Origin of the sequence: Micromonospora trifolii (assembly GCF_022229005.1) — a bacterium.
In the GTDB taxonomy this organism is placed as follows: domain Bacteria; phylum Actinomycetota; class Actinomycetes; order Mycobacteriales; family Micromonosporaceae; genus Micromonospora; species Micromonospora trifolii.
This window is the reverse complement of record NZ_JAKKFD010000003.1, coordinates 265,991-287,638: the sequence shown is the minus strand read 5'-3', so window position 1 is coordinate 287,638 and position 21,648 is coordinate 265,991. Positions and strand designations below refer to the sequence as shown.

Here is a 21,648-nt window from a genome sequence, read left to right as displayed (position 1 = left end):
TATGGGATCCCGGTGGCGATTATGGAGAAAGTGATTGACGCTTCCCCGCAGCAGGTGTTCGACGTGCTCGCGGACGGGTGGACGTACAGCGACTGGGTGGTCGGCACGGCGCACATGCGGGACGTGGACGACGCCTGGCCCCGGGTGGGCAGCCAACTGCACCACCGTGCCGGGCCCTGGCCGCTCTCGTTGCAGGACGCCTCGACGGTGCTGGTCTGCGAGCCGCCGCACCGGCTCGTACTCAAGGCCGGGCTCTGGCCGGCGGGCGAGGCGATAGTGGCCTTCACCCTGGAACCGGTCGGTGACGGCGCCACCCGGGTGCGCATCGGGGAGGACTTCGCGGCCGGCCCGCTGCGGTGGGTGCACAACAAGATCAACGATCTGGTGCTGCACCTGCGGAACCGGGAGACGCTGGACCGGCTCTCCGACATCGCCACCCGACAGAAGGGTGCGTCGTGACCCGGACCGTGGTGGTGACCGGCGCGAGCGCCGGCGTCGGCCGGGCCGTCGCCCACGCGTACGCGGCGCGCGGCGCGCGGCTGGCGCTGCTGGCTCGGGGCGAGGCGGGTCTGGTCGCCGCCGAACGGGAGTGCCGGCTGCGCGGCGCGACCGACGTGCGGGTGTACCAGGTCGACGTGGCCGACGCGGGCGCGGTGCAGCAGGCCGCCGACGACGTGGTGCACCGCTGGGGCGGCATCGACGTGTGGATCAACAACGCGATGGCGTCGGTGTTCGCGCCGGCCTGGGAGATCCCGGCGCGCGAGTTCCGTCGGGTCACCGAGGTCACCTACCTGGGCACCGTGCACGGCACCCTCGCCGCGCTGCGGCACATGCGAGCCCACGGGCGGGGCACGATCGTGCAGGTGGGCTCGGCGTTGGCCTACCGCGGGATTCCGCTCCAGTCGGCGTACTGCGCCAGCAAGCACGCCGTCCAGGGGTTCAACGACTCGCTGCGCGCCGAGCTGCTGCACGACTGCCCGGGGGTGAAGTTGTCGATGGTGCAGCTGCCCGCTGTCAACACGCCGCAGTTCTCCTGGGTCCGCACCCGGCTGCCCCGCCATCCGCAGCCGGTGCCGCCGATCTTCACTCCGGAGCTGGCCGCCCGGGCCATCGTCTGGGCGGCTGATCGCGGCACCAGGGAGCTGAACGTGGGCGGCCCGACCTGGCAGGCTCGGGTGGGCGACGCACTGTTTCCCGGCCTGCTGGACCGGAAGCTGGCCCGCGACGGCTACGACAGCCAGCAGACCGGGGAGAAGATCGATCCGGCGACCTGGCGGGACAATCTGGATCACCCCGGCGACGCGGACACGGACCGGGGCACCGCTGGTGTGTTCCGCGAACGGGCGCGTGACCGTTCCGCGGCGCTCTGGGTCGGCACGCACAAGCCGGCGCTCTCCGGGGTCGCGCTCGCCCTCGCGGCGCTCGCCCTCAGCGCTGTCGCTCGCCGGCGGCGCTGACCGACGCAGGCCTCTGACCAGGGATTCAACGCCCGCGCGCGATGGGCGGCGAGGGTCCGCAACGCCCGGGAGGGGTGCCTCTCTCGGACCGAATGCGGGAACTAGATACCCTTTCCATGACCCTTGTCCGCAAACCGAGGATGACCGACATGATCAAGCCGGTGCAGTTGCCGTCGCCGTGGCGGGACGCACGCGTGACCGTCGTCGTGCCCACGTACAACGAGGCGGGCAATCTCCCGGCGCTGGTCGAGCGGCTGCTCGCGCTGCCGCTGCCGGGGCTGCGCATCCTCGTCGCCGACGACAACTCCCCCGACGGCACAGGGGAGGTGGCCGACAAGCTGGCCATCGAGCACCCCGACCGGATCGAGGTCGTGCACCGCGCCGGCAAGGAGGGCCTCGGCCGCGCGTACGTAGACGGGATGACCCGGGCGATCGAGGGCGGCGCCGAGTACGTGGCGCAGATGGACGCCGACCTCTCGCACCCGCCCGAGGCGCTGCCGGGCATGCTCGGCGCGCTGCTCTCCACCCAGGCCAGCGTGGTGATCGGTTCCCGCTACGTGCCCGGCGGCGAGCTGGACGAGAACTGGCCGCTCTACCGCCGGGCGCTCAGTGGCTGGGCCAACCTCTACGTGCACACGCTGCTGCGGGTACGCATCCGGGACCTCACCGCCGGCTTCAAGATCTGGCAGGCCGAGGCCCTGCGCGACATCGACCTGGAGCGGGTGCAGTCCAACGGCTACAGCTTCCAGGTGGAGATGCACTATCTCGCCACCAAGCTGGGGCACACCATCCTGGAGGTGCCGATCCGCTTCGAGGAGCGGCGCGACGGCGTCTCCAAGATGACCACCGCGACCAAGGTGGAGAGCGCCCTCATGCCCTTCCGCCTCCGCAGCAAACACCGCAACATCACCCGCTAACCCACCCGATCCACCCCACCCCAGCCCCACCGCCCGGTCGATCATGGACTTGTGGTGCCCGTTTGCAACCCCGGCGGGCGCTTTGTCACCCACCACAACTCCTTGATCGACGGGCGGGGCGGGGCGGGGCGGTCGGTGGGTTGGGGTTAGTCGGGGTAGATGGCTCGGTGGGCGGTGGCGATGGCTGCGGCGTACGCGCGGCCGGTGAGCGCGCGGTCGCGGGCCAGCGCCGCGCGGGCGGCGTTCGCCCCCGGCGCGCCGTGCACACCGCCACCGGGGTGCGCCGACGCGCTGGCCAGGAAGAGCCGGTCGACCGGGGTGTCCGCCCGGCCCAGGCCAGGGATCGGGCGCAGGAAGAGCTGCTGGTACGCGGCGGCGGTCCCGCCACCGAGCGTGCCACCGACCAGGCTCGGGTTGCTTTTCTCCAGGTCGGCCGGTCCGGCCACGTGTCGACCCACGATCAGGCTCCGGAAACCCGGTGCCGCCGCCTCCAGCGCGTCCTCCATCCGCTGCACGTGCCCGGCGACCTCCTCGGCCCGCCAGTTCCGCCGGAACGGCAGATGGGTGTACGACCAGAGCGACTCGGTGCCCGGCGGGGAGTGGCTGGGGTCCGCCACCGACATCTGCCCGACCAGCAGGAACGGGTCGCGGGGCAGCTCACCACGGGCCAACTCGCTGGCGTAGTGGGTGAGCCCGTTCAGGTCCGCGCCGAGGTGCACGGTGCCGGCGCCGGCCAACTGCCGGTTCGTCCAGGGCACCGGCGCGCTGAGCGCCCAGTCCACCTTCAGCGTGGAGCCGTCCCACCGGAAGTGCGCCAGGTCCTCCACCAGCCGCGGCGGCAGTGCCGCCGCGCCGACCAGGTCGAGGTAGAGCGCCGGCGCCGGCACGTCGGCGAGCACGGCCCGTCGGGCCCTCCACAGCGCCCCGCCGACGGTTCGGACCCCCATCGCCCGGCCCCGAGCGGTGAGGACCCGGTCGGCCCGGGCCCCGTAGATGATCGTCCCGCCGCGCCCCTGCAGCCGATCCACGAGCGCGTTGGTGATCTGCTGCGCGCCGCCGTTGGGCACCGGCCAGCCGACCTGCTGGCCGAGCATGGCCAGCAGCCAGCCGTACACCCCGGAGCCGGCCTCCTCCGGGGAGAGGTCGGTGTGCAGGGCACAACCGGCCAGCAGGGCCGGCCCGCCGGGGCCGTCGAAGAGTTCGTCGCCCAGTTTGCGGACCGGTACGACGAGCCGGCGCGCGAGTCGCAGCGCCCCGGCGACGCGCAGCCGGCGCAGCAGGCCCAGCCCGCCGCGTACCGGCGGGAACGGTGAGGTGATCGCCTCCAGCATCGGCTCGGCCACGTCGAGCCAGTCGGTGTACGCGTTGAGCCAGCGTTTGCCGTCACCCGGGGCGAACTGCTCCAGCGACGCGGCGGTGACGTCCGGGTCCCGGTTGATCACGGCGGCCCGGCCGTCCGGCAGCAGGTGCGCCAGCACGTCCGGCGAGTGCCGCCAGGACAGCCCGTGTCGACCCAGGTCGAGGCCACCGAGCACCGGCGACGCGTACCCGAGGGGGTAGAACGAGCTGTAGAGGTCGCTGAGGTAGCCGGGCGCGGTGACCTCGGCGGAGCGGACCGCGCCGCCGGGCACCGCTGTCGCCTCCAGCACCACCACGTCCCAGCCGGCGTCGGCCAGCAGGTTGGCCGCCACCAGGCCGTTGTGCCCGGCGCCGACGATGACGGCGTCCGCGCTCTGCGCGGTGGTGGTTGTCATCGGATCCGCCTACCCGGCGCGCAACCGGGCGAAACGCGTTTGCCTCGTCGAGGCCGGGGCATCCAGCGCCGCATGTACACGGTTGCGCAGCTGGTGGGCGGGGTGTGGGGTGCGGGCGGCGACGGCGGCGAACTGGTCGTGCGTGATCCGGCGGACGACGCGCCGGTGAGCACGGTGCCGGTGGCGACGGCCGACGAGGTGGGCAAGGCGACCCAGGCGGCCCGCAACGCGGCGGCCCAGTGGGCGGCGACCGCGCCGGCGGAACGGGCGGCGGCGCTGCACCGGGCCGCCGACGCGGTGGAGGCGGTCATCGAGGAGTTGGCGGCGGCGGTCACCGCGGAGATGGGCAAGCCGTTGGCGGACGCCCGCGGCGGCGTCGAGGCGGGGATCGGCACCCTGCGACAGTATGCGGAACTGGCGCCGCTGCGCGGTGGGCGCACGCTCAACGGCGAAACCGGCGCGCTGGACTTCCTGACCCCGCAGCCGCGCGGGGTGGTCGCGGCGATCACCCCCTGGAACGACCCGGTGGCGGTCTCCTGTGGACTGCTCGGCGCGGCCCTGGTGACCGGGAACGTGGTGCTCTACAAGCCGAGCGAACGGGCACCGGCGACGGGGTGGCTGCTGGCCCGGGCACTGGATCAGGCGCTGCCGGCCGGGGTGTTGTCGCTGCTCACCGGCGGCCCGGAGGTGGGTGCGGCGCTGGCGGCGCAGGAAGTCGACGTGGTGGCCCACGTGGGTTCCACAGCCACCGGGCGGGCGATCGCCGCCGCTGCGGCACGTACCGGCGCGAAGGTGCTCCTGGAGAACGGCGGCAGTGACCCGTTGATCGTGGACGCGGGCGTCGACCCGGAGTGGGCGGCGGAGCAGGCCGCGCTCGGCGCGTTCGCCAACGCCGGGCAGATCTGCGTGGCGGTGGAGCGGCTCTACGTGCACCGGGAGGTGGCCGACGATTTCGTGGCCGCGCTGGTACGACGCGCCGCAGCGCTGCGGGTCGGGCCGGGCCGGGACCCGGGCACCGAGCTGGGTCCGCTGGTCGACCGGCGGCACCGGGACCACGTCCACGGACAGGTGGCGGCGGCGGTGGCGGACGGCGCACGGGTGCGGGTGGGCGGTGAGGTGCCGGACGGGCCGGGGGCGTTCTACCCGGCCACCGTCGTCACCGACTGCCGCCACGACATGCAGCTGGTCCGGGAGGAGACCTTCGGGCCGGTAGCCCCGGTGGTGGTCGTCGACTCGTTCGACGAGGCGCTGCGCTGCGCGGCGGACTCCCCGTACGGGCTGGCCGCCACGGTGTTGACAGCGTCGATGAGTCACGCCCAGCGGTCCTGGCGGGAGCTGCCGGTGGGCACGGTCAAGGTCAACGCGGTGTTCGGGGGTGCGCCGGGGGGTGCCGCGCATCCGCGCCGGGCCAGCGGGCAGGGCTTCGGGTACGGCCCGGAGCTGCTGGACGAGCTCACCGCCACGAAGGCGGTGCACATCGAGGCGCCGGGGGGCGGGCACTGGTGAACGGTGCGGGCGGACGCAGGGGTGGCGCGCCCGCCCGTACCGCGTCGGTTGCGCTCCGGTGCGGCCGCTGTCAGTCGCCGCGGGCCTTGCGGGTCGCGCGGTCGTTGGCCTTCTCGATGGCCGTGACCAGCTCCGGTTTGGTCATGCTGGACCGCCCGGGCACGTCGAGTTTGCGCGCCACCGACATCAGGTGGTCCTTGGTGGCGTTGGCGTCCACGCCACCGGCGGTGGGGGCCCGTCGTTCCGGCCCGCCGCCGGCGGCCTGCTGGTCGCTGGGGCCCTTGCGGCCCTTCGGCTCCCAGTGGTCGCCCACCTTCTCGAACTGGTGCTTGACGGCGGCGAAGGCGGTGCGGTGCGACCGCTCCCCCTCGCCGTAGGTCTCGACCGCCGAGTCGTGCGTCTTCTCCCAGGTGCGCTGCGCCTTCTCCGGGGAGCGTCGCAGCGTGCTGGGCAGGTCCTCGCGCCCGGGCATCTCGTCCTCCTCCGTGTCGACAGGGTCACTGTGACCGTTCCCCGGTGACGGGGCGGCAAACCCTGAGCGGCGCCGGCCGGGGGCGGGGTGGGTTTGTCGATTTCCCCATCCGGGTACCGCCGGGCCAGGCCAGACCGGACGACCGGTCATCCGGCGGCCGGGGCGCAGGGAGCGGGCATGACGACCACGGACCCCGGTACGACCCTCGGCGGCACAGCGGGCACCCCGGTGCCCCGACGGATGCGGCAGCTGAGCTGGCGGACCTGGCGTGGGGTGCTGGTCCGAAGCGTGCAGAACTTCGTCAACGACAACTGCTCCGACTGGGCCGCCGCGCTGACCTACTACGGCGTCCTGGCGCTCTTTCCGTCCGCCATCGTGGTGGTGGCCCTGGTCGGTCTGGTCTCCGACGGGGAGCGGACCCTGGACACGGTGGTCGACCTGGCCAACCAGGTGGGCGCCGGGTCGGTGCTGACCGACGACAAGGGCGACGAGGGCGGCGTGCTCGGGGTGATCCGGACCGTGGTGCTCGACCAGAGCAACCCCAAGCTGCTGCTGAGCTTCGGCCTTCTCGGCGCGCTGTGGTCCGCGTCGGGGTTCATCGGCGCGTTCACCCGGGCGTCCAACTCCATCTACGGGGTGACCGAGGGCCGGCCGGTGTGGAAGTTGCGGCCGATACAGATCGGCCTGGCCGCGGTGACGCTCGTGCTGCTCGCGGTGGTCGCCCTCGCGTTGATCGTCAGCGGCCCGGTCACCGACGCGGTGGGTGATCTGATCAACGCCGGTGGCCTGGCCCGAACGGTGTGGAGTGTGGCGAAGTGGCCGGTGCTCGCCATGGTCATGATGGTGCTGCTGTCGCTGCTGTTCTGGATCGCGCCGAACGTGCGCCAGCCCCGGTTCCGCTGGCTGACCCCGGGCGGCGGTGTGGCCCTGATTTCCTGGGCTGCGGTCTCCTTCGGCTTCGGTCTCTACGTGGCCAACTTCGGCTCGTACAGCACCACCTACGGCAGCCTCGGGGCGGCCATCGCGTTCCTGGTCTGGCTCTACCTGTCCAACTCGGCGCTGATGCTGGGCGTGCAGATCAACTCCGAGGTGCAACGCGGGCGGCAGCTGCAGGCCGGCGACCCGGACCCGGAGGAGCCGGTGCTGCCGCCGCGCAGGCCCGCCGACGACTGAGCCTCCGCTTTCCGGCTCGGATGTCCGGTCCGCGGTCGGGCCGAGGGCCGGTCCGTGGCCCGGTGCCGGTTTATCGGGTGGGGTGCCGGGTAGCGCAGAAGGCATGGAGCGTGGCAACAGCAAGCACGGACCGAGGATCGACGAACAGATGAGTCAGGAGGTCAGCGGCCTCGTACAGGGGCCGGGGACCGGTGGCTCTCGGGTCGACGAGTCGCGGGTGCCGGAACCGGCTGGTGAGGACCAGCCGGAGACGACCACCGCCCCGGCCGGCGACCTGCGCACCGGCACCCCACAGGGCATGAGCTCCACTGACGTCGAGCAGCGCAGCCGGCTCGGCCGGTTCATCTCGATGAGCGCGCTGCCGGGCGACCGCCTGGTGCTCATCGCCAGCGCCCGTGAGAACGAGGCGCCGGACGACATCGTGGCGGCGCTGGAACGGCTGCCCGAGGGCACCGTCTACCAGACGGTCTCCGAGGTGTGGGCCGCGCTGGGCAACAAGAACGAGACAACTCGCTGGTGAGCAGGATCGCCCCCGATCCGGCAACCCGCCAGTGGCTGAAGGAGGTTCCCCGATGAGTGGCGTTACCGAACATGTGGACGTTTCCGTACCCGTACGCACCGCGTACGACCAGTGGACGCAGTTCGAGGAGTTCCCCGAGTTCATGGAGGGTGTGCAGGAGGTCCGCCAGCTCTCCGACACGATGACCCACTGGACGGTGGACATCGCCGGGGTGAAGCGCGAGTTCGACGCGGAGATCACCGAACAGCTCCCCGACGAGCGGGTCGCCTGGCGCTCGACCGACGGCACGCAGCAGGCCGGCGTGGTGACCTTCCACCGACTGGACCAGGACAAGACCCGGGTCACCCTGCAGCTCGAGTTCGAGCCGCACGGCGTGGTCGAGCAGGCCGGCGACAAGCTCGGCATCGTCGACCGGCGGGCCAAGGGCGACCTGGAACGGTTCAAGACCTACATCGAGCGACGCGGTCAGGAGACCGGCGCCTGGCGCGGACAGGTGGACCGTCCGCAGCCGTGACCTGAGCAGTGACACCGATGGCCGCCAGATGCCTGGCGGCCATCGCCGTGTCCGAGCCTTGTCGCACGCCACCGTTTGCGATCATCGCGCCCGGGTACCGCTGAAGACATGACCGACGACAACATCAGGGTGTGGCGGGACGAGGAACGGCTTCCGTTGGAGGAGTTGGAGCAGGCCGTGGCCGGCTCCAGCCTCGACGGGCAGGCCGACGACGTGACCGGCAACGACGCGGGGGAAGAGGCGACGTTCGGCCACGGGCCGGCAGCGGACGACAGTAAGGGGCAGGCCCAGGGCAACAGCCGGGAGGACACCGACCCGGAGCGCCGCTACCGCCCGTCCACCACCGGGCGGACCGGCCCGGACGCGGGCTGACCCTCCCCGCCGGGCTGAGTGGGCAGCGACTGGCCGGTGGGCCGGCCGGCCGATCGGCGCGCGCCCCACTCGTAGAGCGCGATCAGCGCCAGCGCGAGCACCAGCAGGGCCGAGCCCAGCACCTGCACTGAGGTGTTGCCGATCAGCACGCCCAGCCCGGCCGGGACGAGCGCCGCGCCGACGCCCGAAGCGCCGATCTGCATCCCGATGGCCCGGTCCGCGTGCGCCGCGCCGACCCGTCCGGCGGTGGTGAGGGTGAGCAGCGGAAGCACGGGCGCGGCGGCGAAACCGACAACGACCAGGCCGAGCACCGCCAGGACGGCCGGCCCGGGAACGGCGATCAGAGCCGCGCCGACGGCCATCCCGGCCAGGCTGGCGCGCAATACCAGCCCCGCCCCCAGGCGCTCGGCCACCAGGCCCTGCACGACCCGGCCGACGAAGAGACTGCCCCAGTACGCGGAGACGCAGCCGCCGGCCACCGCCGCGCTGAGCCCGCGCCCCTCGGTCAGCAGCAGGAACGCCCACAGTCCGGCGGACACCTCGATCGCCACGTACAGCGCGAAGGCGAGCAACCCCGACCAGACCGCTGGCGACCGCAGGGTGTCCCGAACCGGGACCTGGACGGTGGACGCCGGCCCGGTACCCGTGGCGGCGGGCTCGCCCTGGACAGTCGTGCCCGCCTCGGTGCCGGCCGGGGCGTCACGTCGCCAGGCCCGCACCGTGAGCGCGAACGCGGCGGCGAGGACGAGTTGGGCGGCGGCCACGATGCCGTACCCCCAGCGCCAGGCGAGCCCAGCGCTCAGCACCGCGGTCATGATCAGTGGACCGATGGCCACGCCGAGGCCGAAGAAGGCGTGCAACCAGTTCATGTGGCGGGGCCCGAAGGCCCCGGCGGCGTACGCGTTGAGCCCGGAGTCGACAGCGCCGGAGCCGAGCCCGAGCACCAGCGCACAGGCCACCAGCACCGCCAGTACGGGGCTCACCGAGTAACCGGTCAGCGCCAGGCCGGCCAGCAGGGTGCTGCCGGCGAGCAGGGCGCCCACGCCGACCCGGGCCAACGTGAAGCCGGCCAGCACGCTGGAGGTGAGATAGCCGACGGTGCCGGCGGTGAGCACCCACCCGACGGCCTCGGTCGGTACGTCGAAGTCGCCGCTGATCGAGGGCCAGCTGACGCCGAGCAGGCCGTCGGGCAGACCGAGGCTGACGAACGCGAGGTAGGACAGCAGGAGCAGTGCGGCGCGGGGACGCGCGGGCGCGGTGGACACGAGGCACCATCCTGCCGCAGGGGCACCCTAGCGCCGTCGGCACCCAACCGCCCCCGGCGCAAAGAAGTCGTGTCCGTACGGTCGGGAAAACGGACAGCTCATCCAGAATCGGCCGATCGGAGGACGGCAAGCGGGCTGGTTCGCGTAAGAATTTCGGGATGCATCAAGGCTCCGGAATCCTCTCCGCGCGTCAGCGCAAACTCGCCTGGCTCGGCTTTCTGCTCGCCGCGCTCCAGGCGCCCGTGTCCGCCTGGCTCGTCGCCGACGAGTCGTGGCTGTTCAGCCTGTGCGTCGCGCTGATGGTGGCGACCGTGATCATCGCTGACGACGCGGCACGGCGTCGCCCGGCCGACGCGACAAGCGACTAGCCCTCGCCGCCCGGCCGGGCCTCGTGGCCCGGCCGGCCCCGGCTACGGCGGCGTTCCTTCATCTCCGCCTCGTAGAGGTGGCGCCGCCCACCCACCAACTCGTCGCGGGCCTGCTGGTCCAACTCCCGGAACAGCGCGTGGTAGCCGTCGTCGAAGTCCTCGACGATCTGAAACGTCCACCGTCCGGCGATGACGTTGCGGCCGCGCAGCTCCGTGGCGATCCGCTCGGCGAGGTGCGGATGCCCAGCGGCGTGAAACTGCTCCACCGCGTCGTCGAGCATCAGGTCGGCATGGCCGATCAACTGGTGCAGCGAGTAGAGGTGCCCCCGGGCCCGCTCCACACACTCCAGCGCCTCGCTGAGCTTGCCGAGCGCGGCGACCGTCGCGTCGCTGACGCCGTCCGGGCGCCGGTGCCGCTCGTCGGGTCCGTCCGCCTGCTGTCCCATCCGTGCCTCCGCGCCGTGTCCCGTCATCAGTGGGTGTTCTCCTGCTGCCCCGTCTGTGCCGGATCAATCCCCCAGGTCAGCGGCGAGCGCCCAGTGGCGCAGCCGACATCCACCGAGCGGACGAGGTCGACCCGGTCACTGGTCGGTTAGCCTCGGTCACCATGCGTGTGCCGTTCAACCGGGTCGCCCCCCGTACCGCCGTCGACTCGGCGCGGTCCACCCTGGCCGCCCTCACCGTCTCCGTGGGCACTGCCGGGCTCGCCGCCGCCGCCGCGCGGCCGGGGCTGCTGGCCCTCGTCGACCAGCACGCGGCGGCCGTCCGGGACAGCCTCGACGGGGACCGCACGCCGCTGACCTCAGCGGCGCTCGCCGGCTACGCCGAGGGGGTGCGCGCCGCCGCCCTGGAGCACGGGTGGGCGCCGCCCAGCGGGCAGGTGGACTGGAGCCAGCCGCAGTGGCTGCTCACCCGCCTGGTCGCGGTCTGCGCGCTGGCTCGCGCACTCGACCGGCACTGACACGTGAGGGGGAGGGCGCCCCGCGACGTACGCGGAGCACCCTCCCGCCCTCAGTGCCGTTCGGCCCCGCTACGAGCGGTACTGCTGGGCTTCGTCCACCCGAGGCATGGCCTGGGTGCGGTCACCCCCGCGGTCGGCCATCTGCCGCTCCACGTCGCTACGCCCGGCCGACGCGGCCTGACGTTGCTGCTGCACCGCCCGAGCCTCCTGGGCAGCCCGGTCCAGCCAGCCGTCCCAGCGCTTCTGCATCGGCTTCACGAGACCACCGCCGACGCCGACGATCAGGATGCCGGCCACAGTGGCGAGCACCGCGATCAGCACCGGAGTCGTCACCGTGGTGGCGATCCCCACCTGGTTCAGGGCGGCGATCACACCGAGCGCGATGATGAAGATCGCCGTCAGGTCCGCCAGGACCTTGCCGTACGAGAGCCCTCCCAGCGCCCCGGTGACCAGATCCCGGACAGCGTTGGCGATCGCGGCCGCCACCACCACGATGACGATCGCGATGAACGCACGCGGCAGCCAGGACACCACGCCGCTGATCAGGTCACTGATCGCGTTGGGCCCCCAGACTCCGAAGGCGAACTGCAGCGTGAACAGCAGTACGGCGTAGTACGCCAGTCTGGCCAGGATGTCGCTGGCGTCGTACTTCGTTCTCTCCAGGGCCCGTTTGATGCCACCGCGTTCGACCGCCTGGTCGAAACGCACCCGTTCCAGCACCGTATCCACGATCTTGAGGACGGCTCTGGCGATGAGCCAGCCGACCACGAGGATGACGATGAAGGCCACTGCCTTCGGGATGAAGAGCAGCACCGACCTCCAGGTGTCGGCGATGGCATCGCCGATGTCGGCCTGCCGGACCGCGAGGGTTTTCAGCATGATGTCCCTCCTGTCGCATGGACTGCGCCGGGCGCATACCCGGCAACCGGTCCGGCACTCCGCGCAGCGCGCGGCGTTTTTCCCGACAGACCTCCGAACAGGGCCCCTGAACTGCCCAAACGGCCACCGCGACGGACTCGGCGACGGCCCGCCGCCGTGGTCGGATGCCTTTTCCGGTCGGCCGACTAGGCTGCGAACATGCCAGGAACGGTCGGGCGGGTCCCCACGCCAGCATCTCCGGGCCCGGGCGCACCCACCGGGTCCGGCCCGGGCGTCGGCGTGCTCGCCCACGACTGGGCCAACACCCCGCTGGGCCCGGCCGACGACTGGGACGTCGCCCTCCAGGCCGTGGTGCAGTTGCTCCTCGCCTCGCCGATGCCGATGGCCCTGGCGTACGGCGACGACCTCGTCCTGCTCTACAACGCCGGCTACGCCGAACTGCTGGGCACCAAGCACCCGAGCGCCCTCGGCCGTCCGGCCGCCGAGGTGTTCGCGGAGATCTGGGCGCTTCCCGGCGTCGGTGCGGTGATCGAGCGCTGCTACCGGCAGGGCGAGCCCTTCCTGGAGAAGGAGTCCACCCTGCCGCTGGTCCGCGGGCACTCCGCGACGGTGGAGCAGGCCGTCTTCACCCGGGGCTACTCACCGGTGCGCGACAGCGCCGGGCAGATCGTCGGCGTGTTGACGGTCGCTGCCGAGACCACCCACGTCACCGAGAAGTTGCAGAGCCTCAGCGAGGTGGCCGCGGCGCTCGCCGGCACCCTCACCCTCGACGACGTGGCCCGGGTGGCGCTGCGGTACGCGATCACCACGTTCGACCCGGACCAGGCCTCGTTCGCTGTCGACGAGGGCGGCGGCGGCTGGCGAATGGTGCGTCGGGTCCGTGGCGAGTTGTTGGACGAGGCCGACGAGCGGCTGCCTCCGCTCTGGCGGCGTGCGCCTGCGGACTGGTCGGCCCCTGTGGTGCAGGCGGCCCGCTCCGGCGCCCCGTCGTTCACCCGCGACGGGCAGCCGCTGCGGGACACCGCCGTGGACCGCCACGACCAGAAGATCCAGGCGATGGCGGCCCTGCCGCTGGGCACCTCGGTGGTCCGCGGCGGGCTGGCGGTCGGCTTCCAGGTCCCGCACACCTGGTCCCCCGCCGAGCGGGCGCTGCTGGCCGCCTCGGCCGAGCTGATCGGCCAGGCCGCGGAGCGGGCCCGCCGGTTCGAGACCCAGCACGGCACCGCCCAACTGTTGCAACGCAGCATGTTGCCGGAGCACCTGCCGGATCTTCCCCGGTTGCGGATCGCGGCCCGCTACGACCCGGGCGTGGACGGCAACGCGGCCGGCGGTGACTTCTACGACGCGTTCCTGCTGCCCAACGGCTCTCTCGGCGTCGTGCTGGGCGACGTGGCCGGGCACGACGTGCAGGCCGCCGCGCGGATGGGGCAGGTCCGGGCCGCGCTGCGCGCCCTGGCCCTGGCCGACCCGACGCCCGACGCGGTCCTGGGCGGCCTGGACCGGCTGGTGACCAGCCTCGGCGCGGAGGCCGGCACCCACGAGCTGTTCGTCACAGTGGCGTTCGGGGTCATCGACGCGGAGCGGCGGGAGCTGACCCTGTCCAGCGCCGGGCACCCCGCGCCACTGATCCGCCGCGGCGACCCGGATGGTCGGTTTCACGCCGAGTACGTCGACGTCCCGGCCGGGCCGCCGTTGGGGCTGGGCGGTCGGCCGGGCACCACGACTGTCCCGTTCCGTCCCGGTGACACGCTGCTGCTGTTCAGCGACGGGGTGGTGGAGCGTCGCCGGCAGAGCCTGAGCGCCGGGCTGGCCACCCTGAGCGACGCCATCGCCAAGGCCGGCAGCGGCGACCCCCGCGCGCTCTGCGCGGTGGCCACCGCGGCGGTCCCGGGCGGCACTGAGGACGACGTGGCCGTGCTGGCGGTCGAGCACGCGCTCAAGCCGAGTCGTTCGGCGAGCATGGAGGTGCCCGCCGAGCCGACCGCGCCCAGCCGGGTGCGGCACTGGCTGACCGGTCAGCTCACCGATTGGCAGGTGCCCGAGTCGGTGATCGGGGCGGCGGTGCTCTGCACCAGCGAGCTGACCACCAACGCGTTGCTGCACGCCGGCACTGCCGCCCGGGTGGAGATCGACCTCAGCGCCGAGCGGCTGCTCGTCTCGGTAGCGGATTCCGGCACCCGGGGCACCGTGACCCGGGCCCGTACCGACACGTTGAGCAGTCGCGGGCGCGGCCTCGGCCTGATCGAGGAACTCAGCGACGCCTGGGGCACCGACCCCTCGGTCCGGGGCTCCACGGTCTGGTTCGAGATCCTCACGCCGCCGGCCGCGCATCCCTGAGCCGCCCGAGGGTAGGAGGACGTCCATGGCTACCGACCGGCCCGCCGGGGTCCTCTTCGATGTCGACGGCACCCTGGTCGACACCACCTACCTGCACACGGTGAGCTGGTGGGAGGCGTTACGCCAGACCGATCAGCCGGTGCCGATGGCGGTGGTGCACCGCTCGATCGGGATGGGGTCGGACAAACTCCTGGACCATCTCCTCGGCCCGGAGCGGGACCGCGACGCCGACTCGAAGTTGCGCGACGCGCACGACACCCTCTACGCCGAGTACTGGGAACGACTCACGCCACTACCCCGAGCGGCAGACCTGTTGCGCTCCTGCGCCGAGCGGGGGTTGCGGGTCGTGCTGGCCACCTCCGCCTCGGAACCCGAGGTGGGCGCGCTTCGTCGGGCGCTGGCCGCCGATGACGTGATCGACACGATTACCTCCTCGGCGGACGCCCAGCAGAGCAAACCGGCACCGGACATCCTGGTCGCCGCGTTGGAGCAGTCCGGGTTGACCGCCGAGCGGGTGGTCTTCGTCGGCGACTCGGTGTGGGACGTCGTCGCGGCCGGAAAGTTGAACATTCCGTGTGTGGGCCTGACCTGCGGTGGCACCAGCCGCGGCGAGCTCGCCGGCGCGGGTGCCGTGGCGGTGTACGACGACCCGGCCGCGCTGTTGCACGAGTTGACTGACTCGCCGCTCACCCGACCCCGGTGAGGATCACTCGGGTCCACCGACACGGACGCGCATAGCCGGAGCCCTTGCGGGGCAAGGACTGTCACCACCTGCCCGCGCCTCGCGGGTGCGGCTGAAGGGTGGTGCCGTGGAGCCGGTAGATGTCGCGTTCGCGCTGGTGGGTCTGGGTGCTCTGCTCGCGGGCATCCTGCCGCGGGTGCTGGAGCGGCGCCCGCTGTCCATGCCGATCGCCTTCCTCGCCCTCGGCATGCTGGTGTTCCTGCTGCCGGTCGGCCTGCCGTCGCCGGACCCCCTGGCTCACCCGGAGCTGACCACCCACCTCACCGAGATCGGGGTGATCGTCGCGCTGATGGGTGCCGGGCTGAAGATCGACCGGCCGTTGAGTTGGCGGCGGTGGTCGTCCACCTGGCGGCTGCTGGCGATCGCGATGCCCCTGTGCATCGCGGCGGTGGCGCTGCTCGGCTGGTGGTGGGCGGGGCTGGTGCCGGCCGCCGCGCTGTTGTTGGGTGCCGCGCTGGCGCCCACCGATCCGGTGCTCGCCGCCGACGTGCAGGTCGGCGAGCCGACCGACGTGGAGGATTCCGAGGACGAGGTCCGCTTCGCGTTGACCTCCGAGGCTGGCCTCAACGACGGGCTGGCGTTCCCGTTCGTCTACGCCGCCATCGCCATCGCCTCGACCAGCCTCGCCCCGGGCGACTGGTTGGCCGAGTGGTTCACAGTTGACGTGCTCTGGAAGATCGGCGTCGGCGTCGGCGGTGGCCTGCTCATCGGCTGGCTGCTCGGCAAGCTGTTCTTCCGCGCGCCCAGCGAGCTGCGGTTGGCCCGGCACGCCGAGGGCTTCCTGGCGCTGGCGGCCACGTTCCTGGCGTACGGGCTGGTGGAGGTGGTCGGCGGGTACGGCTTCCTGGCGGTGTTCGTGGCCGCCCGGGCCATTCGGGCCGCTGAGCGGACCCACGAGTTCCACTCGGTGCTGCACGACTTCGCCGAGCAGGTCGAACGGCTGCTCACCCTGGTGCTGTTGCTGCTGCTCGGCGGCGCGATAGTGGGTGGCCTGCTGGGCCCGCTGACCTGGCCGGCGGCCGCCGTCGGGCTGGCGCTGGTGTTCCTGGTGCGGCCGCTGATCGGCTGGTTGTCGTTGCGCGGCGCTCCGGGACGCCCGGCCGAGCACTGGGTCATCTCGTTGTTCGGCATTCGTGGCGTCGGCTCGTTCTACTACCTCGCGTACGCCACCACCAAGGCCGACTTCCCGCAGGCCGAGCTGCTCTGGGCGACGGTCGGGCTGGTGGTGCTCGTCTCCGTCGTGGTGCACGGCATCACGGCGACCCCGGTCATGCAGCTGCTGGACCGGGAGGGAGAGCGGACCTCAGACCCGGCCGAGCGGAGCGACGACCCGCGGCCCGTAGCGGCAGCCGGGCACGCCTGAGCGGGTGACTCAGCCCAGGCGGGCACGCCTGAGCGGATGACTCAGCCCAGGCGGGCGGCCAGCGCGCGGCCCAGGTCCCGGCCGGATCGCCAGGCGCTCTGCACCCGGGGCTTGCCGAACGCGTCGCCGGCCAGGCCGATCCCGTCGGCGTCGAGGTGGTGGGTGGCACCGCCGGCGTCGCTGGTCGGCTTCGCGTACGTCCAGCGGTGCACGTGGACGTCGACGGCCTGCTCGGGCAGCCCGAGCAGATCCCGGACGGCCTGTTCGATCGCCGGGCCGGCCCCGGTGGGTTGGGCCAGGTGCCCGGCCGCGAACTCCGGCACTGTGTGCGCGACCAGCACCGGTGCGCCGTCTCCGCGCCGGTCGCCGTCGTCGCAGACGAGGTTGAGGACCGGGTGCTCGTTGACGAACGCGCCCCGGAAGTCCGGCCAGCGCCGGGTCGGGAAGCGCAGCACCGCGGCCAGCGACGGTGACCAGCGTTGCTCCTGCACGACCCGGGTGGCGTCGGTCAGGGCCGGGTCGAGCAGCAGGGCGGCCTGCGGGCCCGGCATGGCCAGGGCGACCGCCGCGCACGGATGCCCGTCCACGATCGGGCCGGGCTCCACGGTGAGCACCAGCCGGTCGACGGTCACCGGCACCGCGCCGGCCAGGTGTTCGACCAACGAGCGCAGCCCACGGGGGGCGGCGAAGCGTATCGGTCCGGGCACCTCGTGGTTTCCGCTCCGGTCGTACGCCTGGAAGGTGTCGGTCCACTCGCGGACCAGCCCGGCGGCGCGCCACTGCTCGACGACTGCGGCGAAGTCCGGGTCGGTGGCGGTGAAGTAGGCGGCGCCGATGTCCGCGGGCCGGCCCTGGAAGCGTTTGCTGGCCATCCGGCCACCGCAGACGTGCCCCCGCTCCCGGACCTGCACCGGCACCCCGGCCCGGATCAGCTCGACCGCACAGGCCATTCCGGCGATGCCTGCCCCGACCACCACCACGCTCGACCGGTCCTCCGTCATCAGATGATCGTAGGTGGCGGCGTTCGGCATGAACCACCGGAGATCGGGGTACTGGCACACCTGTTCGAAAGAGAGGGTGATGACGATGACGGACCGCCGTACCGAGCAGGCCGACCAGAACGCCGCGATCAAGGACCCGGACGAGTGGGTCACCGGGGACGAGCCGCCGACCGCCGCCCAGGAGTCCTACCTGAACACGCTGGCCCGGGAGGCCCATGCCGATCTCCCGGACGACCTGACCAAGGCCGAGGCGTCCAAGCGGATCGACGAACTCCAAGCCGAAACAGGCCGAGGCCAGTAGCCATCCCGGATGATCGACTCGGCTTCCTGGAAACCGGGGTGTCCCCGAGGCTCGGACACCGCGACATCAAGAAAGCCGAGTCGATCAACGCCGGCCCGGCCGTCAACGCCGGGGCAGGTCATGGAGGCGTACCTCGGTCAGGGTGCCGGCGTGCACCTCGGCGGTCAGGTAGGTGGCGTGGGGTTGGGAGCGGCGGTCGGTGGGTGAGCCGGGGTTGAGCAGGCGCAGCCCACCGGGTGCCTCGGTGTCCCAGGGGATGTGCGAATGCCCGAAGACCAGCAGGTCGACGTCGGGAAAGCGGGCCGCGCACCGCTTCTCCCGACCGGTCCGGGGCCCGGTCTCGTGCACCACAGCGACCCGCAGGCCGTCGAGATCGACCCGGGCCACCTCCGGCAGCCGAGCGCGCAGCGCCGGGCCGTCGTTGTTGCCGTACACACCGATCAGTCGGCGTGATCGCGCGGTCATGGCGTCGAGCAGGGCCTCGTCCACCCAGTCGCCGGCGTGCACCACCACGTCGGCCGCCTCGATGGCCGCCCAGAGGGGCCCGGGTAGGTCCCGGGCCCGCTTCGGTACGTGGGTGTCCGCCGTGAGCACCAGCCGCATACCGGCATTGTGCCCCGAGTCCCGGCCGCCCACCCGGGGGACGTGGGTGGACGGCCGGGCTCCGCCTCCGCCGCCCGGCCCCGTGCGTCGTCGACGCTCGGGTACGGGTGCCGAGCCGGTCAGGGGGCGGTCACGGCAGGGTCCAGCGTTGCGCCCCGGTGCCGTTGCAGGTCCAGATCCGCAGTTGCCGACCGTCGGTGAGATCCGAGTTGGGAATGTCCAGGCAACGCCCGGACTGGGGGTTGCGCAGGCTGCCGTCCGACTGGGCGGCCCACTGCTGGGCCCCGCTGCCGTTGCAGTCGTAGAGCTGCACGAGGGTGCCGTCGGTGGTGCCGCTCGCCTTCACGTCCAGGCACTTGGCGAGCCCCCGCACCGTGCCGTCGCCGGGTAGGGTCCAGCGCTGCGCGGCGGTGCCGTTGCAGGTCCAGGTCTGCACCTTGGTGCCGTTCGCGGTCTGGCTGGAGGCGATGTCCGCGCACTTGCCGAGGGCCTTTACCTCACCGGTGCGCGCCCCGCCGGTGCCGACGCCCGGGCCGGTGAAGGTGTAGCTGTCCACGTCCAGCAGCGCCCCGCTGCCACCGGTGACGACCAGGTACAGGTCGTGGGTGCCGTCGTCGGGCTTGGTCACCGTGGCGCTCAGCTCGGTGTAGTTGTCCCAGCCGCCGGTGTTCGGCACCGCGATCCGGGCGACCTCGGTGCCGGTCGGTGAGTCGTACCGGAAGGAGAGGGTGCCGCCGGGGCCGCCGGAGGAGACCCGGGCCCGGACGCCGGTGATCCCCTTGAGGCTCACCGCGTGGTGCCGGACGCTCTCGCCGTTCTGGACGTCACCCAGCCGCTTACCGCCCTCGGCCGCAGCCTGGTCGATCACCTTGGGGCCGTTGAGCTGGACGAAGTGCTCGGCCTGCCACTGTTTCGGATAGAGGCTGATCTCCTGCTCACCGGTGAGTGCGGCCGAGCCGGTCGCGCCGCGATCGGTGTAGCTGCCGCGCAGGACGAAGAACAGCACCGAGTCGGGGCCGGCGTGCACCGGGCCGGTGTTGAAGGTGGCGCCGCAGCCGGTCCCCTCCCCCTCCTCGTGGGCGTGCTCCTGGTGGCCCAGCGCGGCCCGGACGACCACCGCCGAGCAGGCCGGCGTGCCGTCCTGCGGGTCACTGGCTGAGGCGCCCACCGCCAGGTCCTGCCCCCAGTCGAAGAGCCCGCCGGCGGGCAGGCCGGTCAGCGTGACAGTCGGCCGGTTGTTGCCGACCACCACCGACACCACAGTCGTGGCGCTGCGGCCGGTGCCGTCGTTGACGGTGAGCCGGGCGCTGTAGCTGCCGTTGGCGGAGTACGTGAAGGACGGGTTGGCGGCGGTCGAGTCGGTGCTGCCGTTGTTGGTGAAGTCCCAGGCGTACGTCAGCGGGTCGCCGTCCGGGTCCGAGCTGCCGGCGCTGGAGAAGGTCACCGAGAGCGGGGCCAGGCCGCTGTCCCGGTTGACGGTGGCCTTGGCCAACGGCGACCGGCCACCCTGGACATAGTTGATTTTGTAGAGACCGGCGTCGACCGCGCCGGAGAAGTAGCCGCTGCCGTACTCCAGCAGGTAGAGCGAGCCGTCCGGGCCGAACTGCCAGTCGATCGGGTGGACGAGTTTCATGCCGGCGAGCACCGGCTCGATGACTGTCGGCGCCCCGGTGGACGGGTTGCCGTTGTCGAACTGGACCTCCTTGATCCAGTTGCGGCAGTACTCGGAGATCAGCCACTTGTTGTCGTAGTAGGCCGGCCACTTCACGTCCGAGACGAGGTTCGGGTCGTAGTGGTAGACCTCGACGTGGTTGGGCGACCCGCACCCACCCGGGTTGTCCAGCGCCGGCCAGTCCTCACTGCCGCCGTGCTGCTCCCAGACCAGCGCCGGTTTCGTCGGCGGTAGCTGCTGGACGCCGGTGTTACGGGGTGAGTTGTTGACCGGGCCGGTGGAGCCCCCGCAGGGGAACCAGCCGCGCGGGGCGGCGGTGGCGAAGTCCCAGTCGTTGTAGGCGACGTTGGGGCCGCCGCAGTACGGCCAGCCGTAGTTGCCGGGCCCGTTGGCCCTGTTGAACTCGTCGTAGGCAGCCGGGCCACGGTTGGCGAGGTCGGTGCCGGCATCCGGGCCGACCTCACCCCAGTAGAGGGTGTTGTTGGCCTTGCGGTCCACCCAGATCCGGTACGGGTTGCGCACGCCCATCACGTAGATCTCCGGGCGCGTACCCGCGGTGCCGGCGGCGAAGAGGTTGCCGGCGGGGACGGTGTAACTGCCGTCGTTCTCCGGGTGGATCCGGTTGATCTTGCCCCGTAGGTCGTTGGTGTTGCCCGAGGTGCGCTGGGCGTCGTACTGCGCGTTGCGGCTCGTCCGCTCGTCGATCGGGGCCATCCCGGCGGAGTCGCCGCCGGAGTTGGTGTTGTCGCCGACGGCGAAGTACAGGTTGCCGGCGGTGTCCCAGCTCATCGAGCCGGCCGAGTGGCAGCAGAGATCGCGTTCGGTGGGCCACTCGATGAGCACGTCCTCGCTGCCCGGGTCGAGCAGCAGGGTGGACGGGTTGAAGGTGAACCGACTGATCCGGTTGACCAGTGGGGTGACCTTCGGCGAGTAGAAGAGGTAGACCCAGCGGTTGCTCGCGAAGCTCGGGTGCAGTGTGATGCCGATCAGGCCGTCCTCGAAGCGGGCGTCCAGCGCCAGGGTCAGGGCCACTGTGGTGGACCTGGTCGCCGGGTTGTAGAGGCGGACCTGGCCACCGGCGGCACTGGTGCCCCGGTTGATGTAGAAGACCTTGCCGTCGGGGGCGACGGCCAGTTCGATCGGTTCGCCCATGGAGAGGCCGCCGTCGAGGGCGACCTTCTCGAAACCGACGGTGGCGGGCGGGGCGAGGGCGGCGGCCTGGGCCGGGGACGCGGCGGCCGGCAGAACGCTTGCCTGCGGGACGAGGCAGAGGGTGATCAGGACGGTGAGCACTGTGGTGGCGCTGACGAGCCGTCGACGCAGAGTGCGGGACACGAGACCTCCAGCTGTCCGGGGGATCTCGGTGCCGCTCCCGCCGACTGGAGGAGCACCGCGGTGTTTCCCGGACATTAACGTCTTTCACTGGAAGACGGTAGAACTTCGCGTCACTGGATCGAAAGTTATCAAGATT

At 72.3% G+C, this 21,648-nt stretch carries 22 protein-coding genes; 14 read left to right on the top strand and 8 right to left on the bottom strand.

Features of this window, described 5'->3' with window-relative positions; translation table 11 throughout:
- The first annotated feature begins 21 nt into the window (after positions 1-21).
- The 3 genes from NIE79_RS03995 (at position 22) to NIE79_RS03985 (ending at position 2,374) form a co-directional block, all read left to right on the top strand.
- Positions 22-459: an SRPBCC family protein gene (locus NIE79_RS03995; RefSeq protein WP_274523529.1), complete on the top strand. Its 438-nt coding sequence runs from the start codon at positions 22-24 to the stop codon at positions 457-459.
- The gene (locus NIE79_RS03990) at positions 456-1,457 is read left to right on the top strand and encodes an SDR family oxidoreductase (protein WP_238677240.1); all 1,002 of its coding nucleotides are present in this window, start codon (positions 456-458) and stop codon (positions 1,455-1,457) included. Before NIE79_RS03995 ends, NIE79_RS03990 begins: the two co-directional genes overlap by 4 nt.
- Positions 1,458-1,606: 149 nt before the next feature.
- Positions 1,607-2,374, top strand: coding sequence for a polyprenol monophosphomannose synthase (locus tag NIE79_RS03985; RefSeq protein WP_238677239.1), 768 nt, complete (start codon positions 1,607-1,609; stop codon positions 2,372-2,374).
- Between the two features lie 146 nt (positions 2,375-2,520).
- On the opposite strand, the gene NIE79_RS03980 is transcribed toward NIE79_RS03985, so the two are convergent.
- Positions 2,521-4,128, bottom strand: coding sequence for a phytoene desaturase family protein (locus NIE79_RS03980; protein ID WP_238677238.1), 1,608 nt, complete (start codon positions 4,126-4,128; stop codon positions 2,521-2,523).
- A 72-nt stretch (positions 4,129-4,200) separates the two neighbouring features.
- Between NIE79_RS03980 and NIE79_RS03975 the strand changes: the two genes are divergently transcribed.
- A complete protein-coding gene (locus NIE79_RS03975; RefSeq protein WP_238677237.1) occupies positions 4,201-5,634 on the top strand; it encodes an aldehyde dehydrogenase family protein in 1,434 nt (477 codons plus the stop codon).
- Positions 5,635-5,704: 70 nt separating this feature from the next.
- Here the strand turns inward: NIE79_RS03975 and NIE79_RS03970 are convergent, their stop codons facing one another.
- Positions 5,705-6,106 carry a ChaB family protein gene (locus NIE79_RS03970; RefSeq protein ID WP_210785235.1) on the bottom strand — a complete coding sequence of 134 codons (402 nt, stop codon included), beginning with the start codon at positions 6,104-6,106 and terminating at the stop codon, positions 5,705-5,707.
- A 177-nt stretch (positions 6,107-6,283) separates the two neighbouring features.
- Here NIE79_RS03970 and NIE79_RS03965 point away from each other — a divergent pair, with 177 nt between their 5' ends.
- The 4 genes from NIE79_RS03965 (at position 6,284) to NIE79_RS03950 (ending at position 8,685) form a co-directional block, all read left to right on the top strand.
- The gene (locus NIE79_RS03965) at positions 6,284-7,279 is read left to right on the top strand and encodes a YihY/virulence factor BrkB family protein (RefSeq protein WP_238677236.1); all 996 of its coding nucleotides are present in this window, start codon (positions 6,284-6,286) and stop codon (positions 7,277-7,279) included.
- Positions 7,280-7,382: 103 nt separating this feature from the next.
- Positions 7,383-7,799: a DUF2795 domain-containing protein gene (locus tag NIE79_RS03960; RefSeq protein ID WP_088947320.1), complete on the top strand. Its 417-nt coding sequence runs from the start codon at positions 7,383-7,385 to the stop codon at positions 7,797-7,799.
- Positions 7,800-7,851: 52 nt separating this feature from the next.
- Positions 7,852-8,313, top strand: coding sequence for an SRPBCC family protein (locus tag NIE79_RS03955; protein ID WP_238677235.1), 462 nt, complete (start codon positions 7,852-7,854; stop codon positions 8,311-8,313).
- A 108-nt stretch (positions 8,314-8,421) separates the two neighbouring features.
- Complete coding sequence (locus NIE79_RS03950) at positions 8,422-8,685, top strand: hypothetical protein (RefSeq protein ID WP_238677234.1); 264 nt, start codon at positions 8,422-8,424, stop codon at positions 8,683-8,685.
- Here the strand turns inward: NIE79_RS03950 and NIE79_RS03945 are convergent.
- Positions 8,640-9,950, bottom strand: coding sequence for an MFS transporter (locus tag NIE79_RS03945; RefSeq protein ID WP_238677233.1), 1,311 nt, complete (start codon positions 9,948-9,950; stop codon positions 8,640-8,642). The genes NIE79_RS03950 and NIE79_RS03945 overlap by 46 nt on opposite strands.
- Positions 9,951-10,108: 158 nt before the next feature.
- Between NIE79_RS03945 and NIE79_RS03940 the strand changes: the two genes are divergently transcribed.
- On the top strand, positions 10,109-10,318 hold the full coding sequence (locus NIE79_RS03940) for a hypothetical protein (RefSeq protein WP_238677232.1): 210 nt from the start codon (positions 10,109-10,111) through the stop codon (positions 10,316-10,318).
- On the opposite strand, the gene NIE79_RS03935 is transcribed toward NIE79_RS03940, so the two are convergent.
- On the bottom strand, positions 10,315-10,764 hold the full coding sequence (locus tag NIE79_RS03935; protein ID WP_238677231.1) for a hypothetical protein: 450 nt from the start codon (positions 10,762-10,764) through the stop codon (positions 10,315-10,317). The two genes, NIE79_RS03940 and NIE79_RS03935, sit on opposite strands and share 4 nt — an antisense overlap.
- A gap of 161 nt (positions 10,765-10,925) precedes the next feature.
- Between NIE79_RS03935 and NIE79_RS03930 the strand changes: the two genes are divergently transcribed.
- Positions 10,926-11,279, top strand: a complete 354-nt coding sequence (locus tag NIE79_RS03930; protein ID WP_238677230.1) for a DUF6401 family natural product biosynthesis protein — start codon at positions 10,926-10,928, stop codon at positions 11,277-11,279.
- Between the two features lie 69 nt (positions 11,280-11,348).
- Here the strand turns inward: NIE79_RS03930 and NIE79_RS03925 are convergent, their stop codons facing one another.
- A complete protein-coding gene (locus NIE79_RS03925; protein ID WP_112678021.1) occupies positions 11,349-12,158 on the bottom strand; it encodes a mechanosensitive ion channel family protein in 810 nt (269 codons plus the stop codon).
- Positions 12,159-12,356: 198 nt separating this feature from the next.
- Between NIE79_RS03925 and NIE79_RS03920 the strand changes: the two genes are divergently transcribed.
- The 3 genes from NIE79_RS03920 to NIE79_RS03910 all read left to right on the top strand — a co-directional run bounded on the left by NIE79_RS03920 (position 12,357) and on the right by NIE79_RS03910 (position 16,600).
- Positions 12,357-14,495, top strand: coding sequence for an ATP-binding SpoIIE family protein phosphatase (locus tag NIE79_RS03920; protein ID WP_238677229.1), 2,139 nt, complete (start codon positions 12,357-12,359; stop codon positions 14,493-14,495).
- Between the two features lie 25 nt (positions 14,496-14,520).
- The gene (locus tag NIE79_RS03915; protein WP_238677228.1) at positions 14,521-15,198 is read left to right on the top strand and encodes an HAD family hydrolase; all 678 of its coding nucleotides are present in this window, start codon (positions 14,521-14,523) and stop codon (positions 15,196-15,198) included.
- Positions 15,199-15,304: 106 nt separating this feature from the next.
- Positions 15,305-16,600, top strand: a complete 1,296-nt coding sequence (locus tag NIE79_RS03910) for a cation:proton antiporter (protein WP_238677227.1) — start codon at positions 15,305-15,307, stop codon at positions 16,598-16,600.
- Between the two features lie 41 nt (positions 16,601-16,641).
- On the opposite strand, the gene NIE79_RS03905 is transcribed toward NIE79_RS03910, so the two are convergent.
- Positions 16,642-17,580, bottom strand: a complete 939-nt coding sequence (locus NIE79_RS03905) for an NAD(P)/FAD-dependent oxidoreductase (RefSeq protein ID WP_238677278.1) — start codon at positions 17,578-17,580, stop codon at positions 16,642-16,644.
- A gap of 100 nt (positions 17,581-17,680) precedes the next feature.
- Between NIE79_RS03905 and NIE79_RS03900 the strand changes: the two genes are divergently transcribed.
- On the top strand, positions 17,681-17,902 hold the full coding sequence (locus NIE79_RS03900; RefSeq protein ID WP_238677226.1) for a DUF3072 domain-containing protein: 222 nt from the start codon (positions 17,681-17,683) through the stop codon (positions 17,900-17,902).
- Positions 17,903-18,004: 102 nt separating this feature from the next.
- Here the strand turns inward: NIE79_RS03900 and NIE79_RS03895 are convergent, their stop codons facing one another.
- Positions 18,005-18,505 carry a metallophosphoesterase family protein gene (locus tag NIE79_RS03895; RefSeq protein ID WP_238677225.1) on the bottom strand — a complete coding sequence of 167 codons (501 nt, stop codon included), beginning with the start codon at positions 18,503-18,505 and terminating at the stop codon, positions 18,005-18,007.
- Between the two features lie 130 nt (positions 18,506-18,635).
- On the bottom strand, positions 18,636-21,512 hold the full coding sequence (locus tag NIE79_RS03890) for a ricin-type beta-trefoil lectin domain protein (RefSeq protein ID WP_238677224.1): 2,877 nt from the start codon (positions 21,510-21,512) through the stop codon (positions 18,636-18,638).
- Positions 21,513-21,648: the final 136 nt, after the last annotated feature.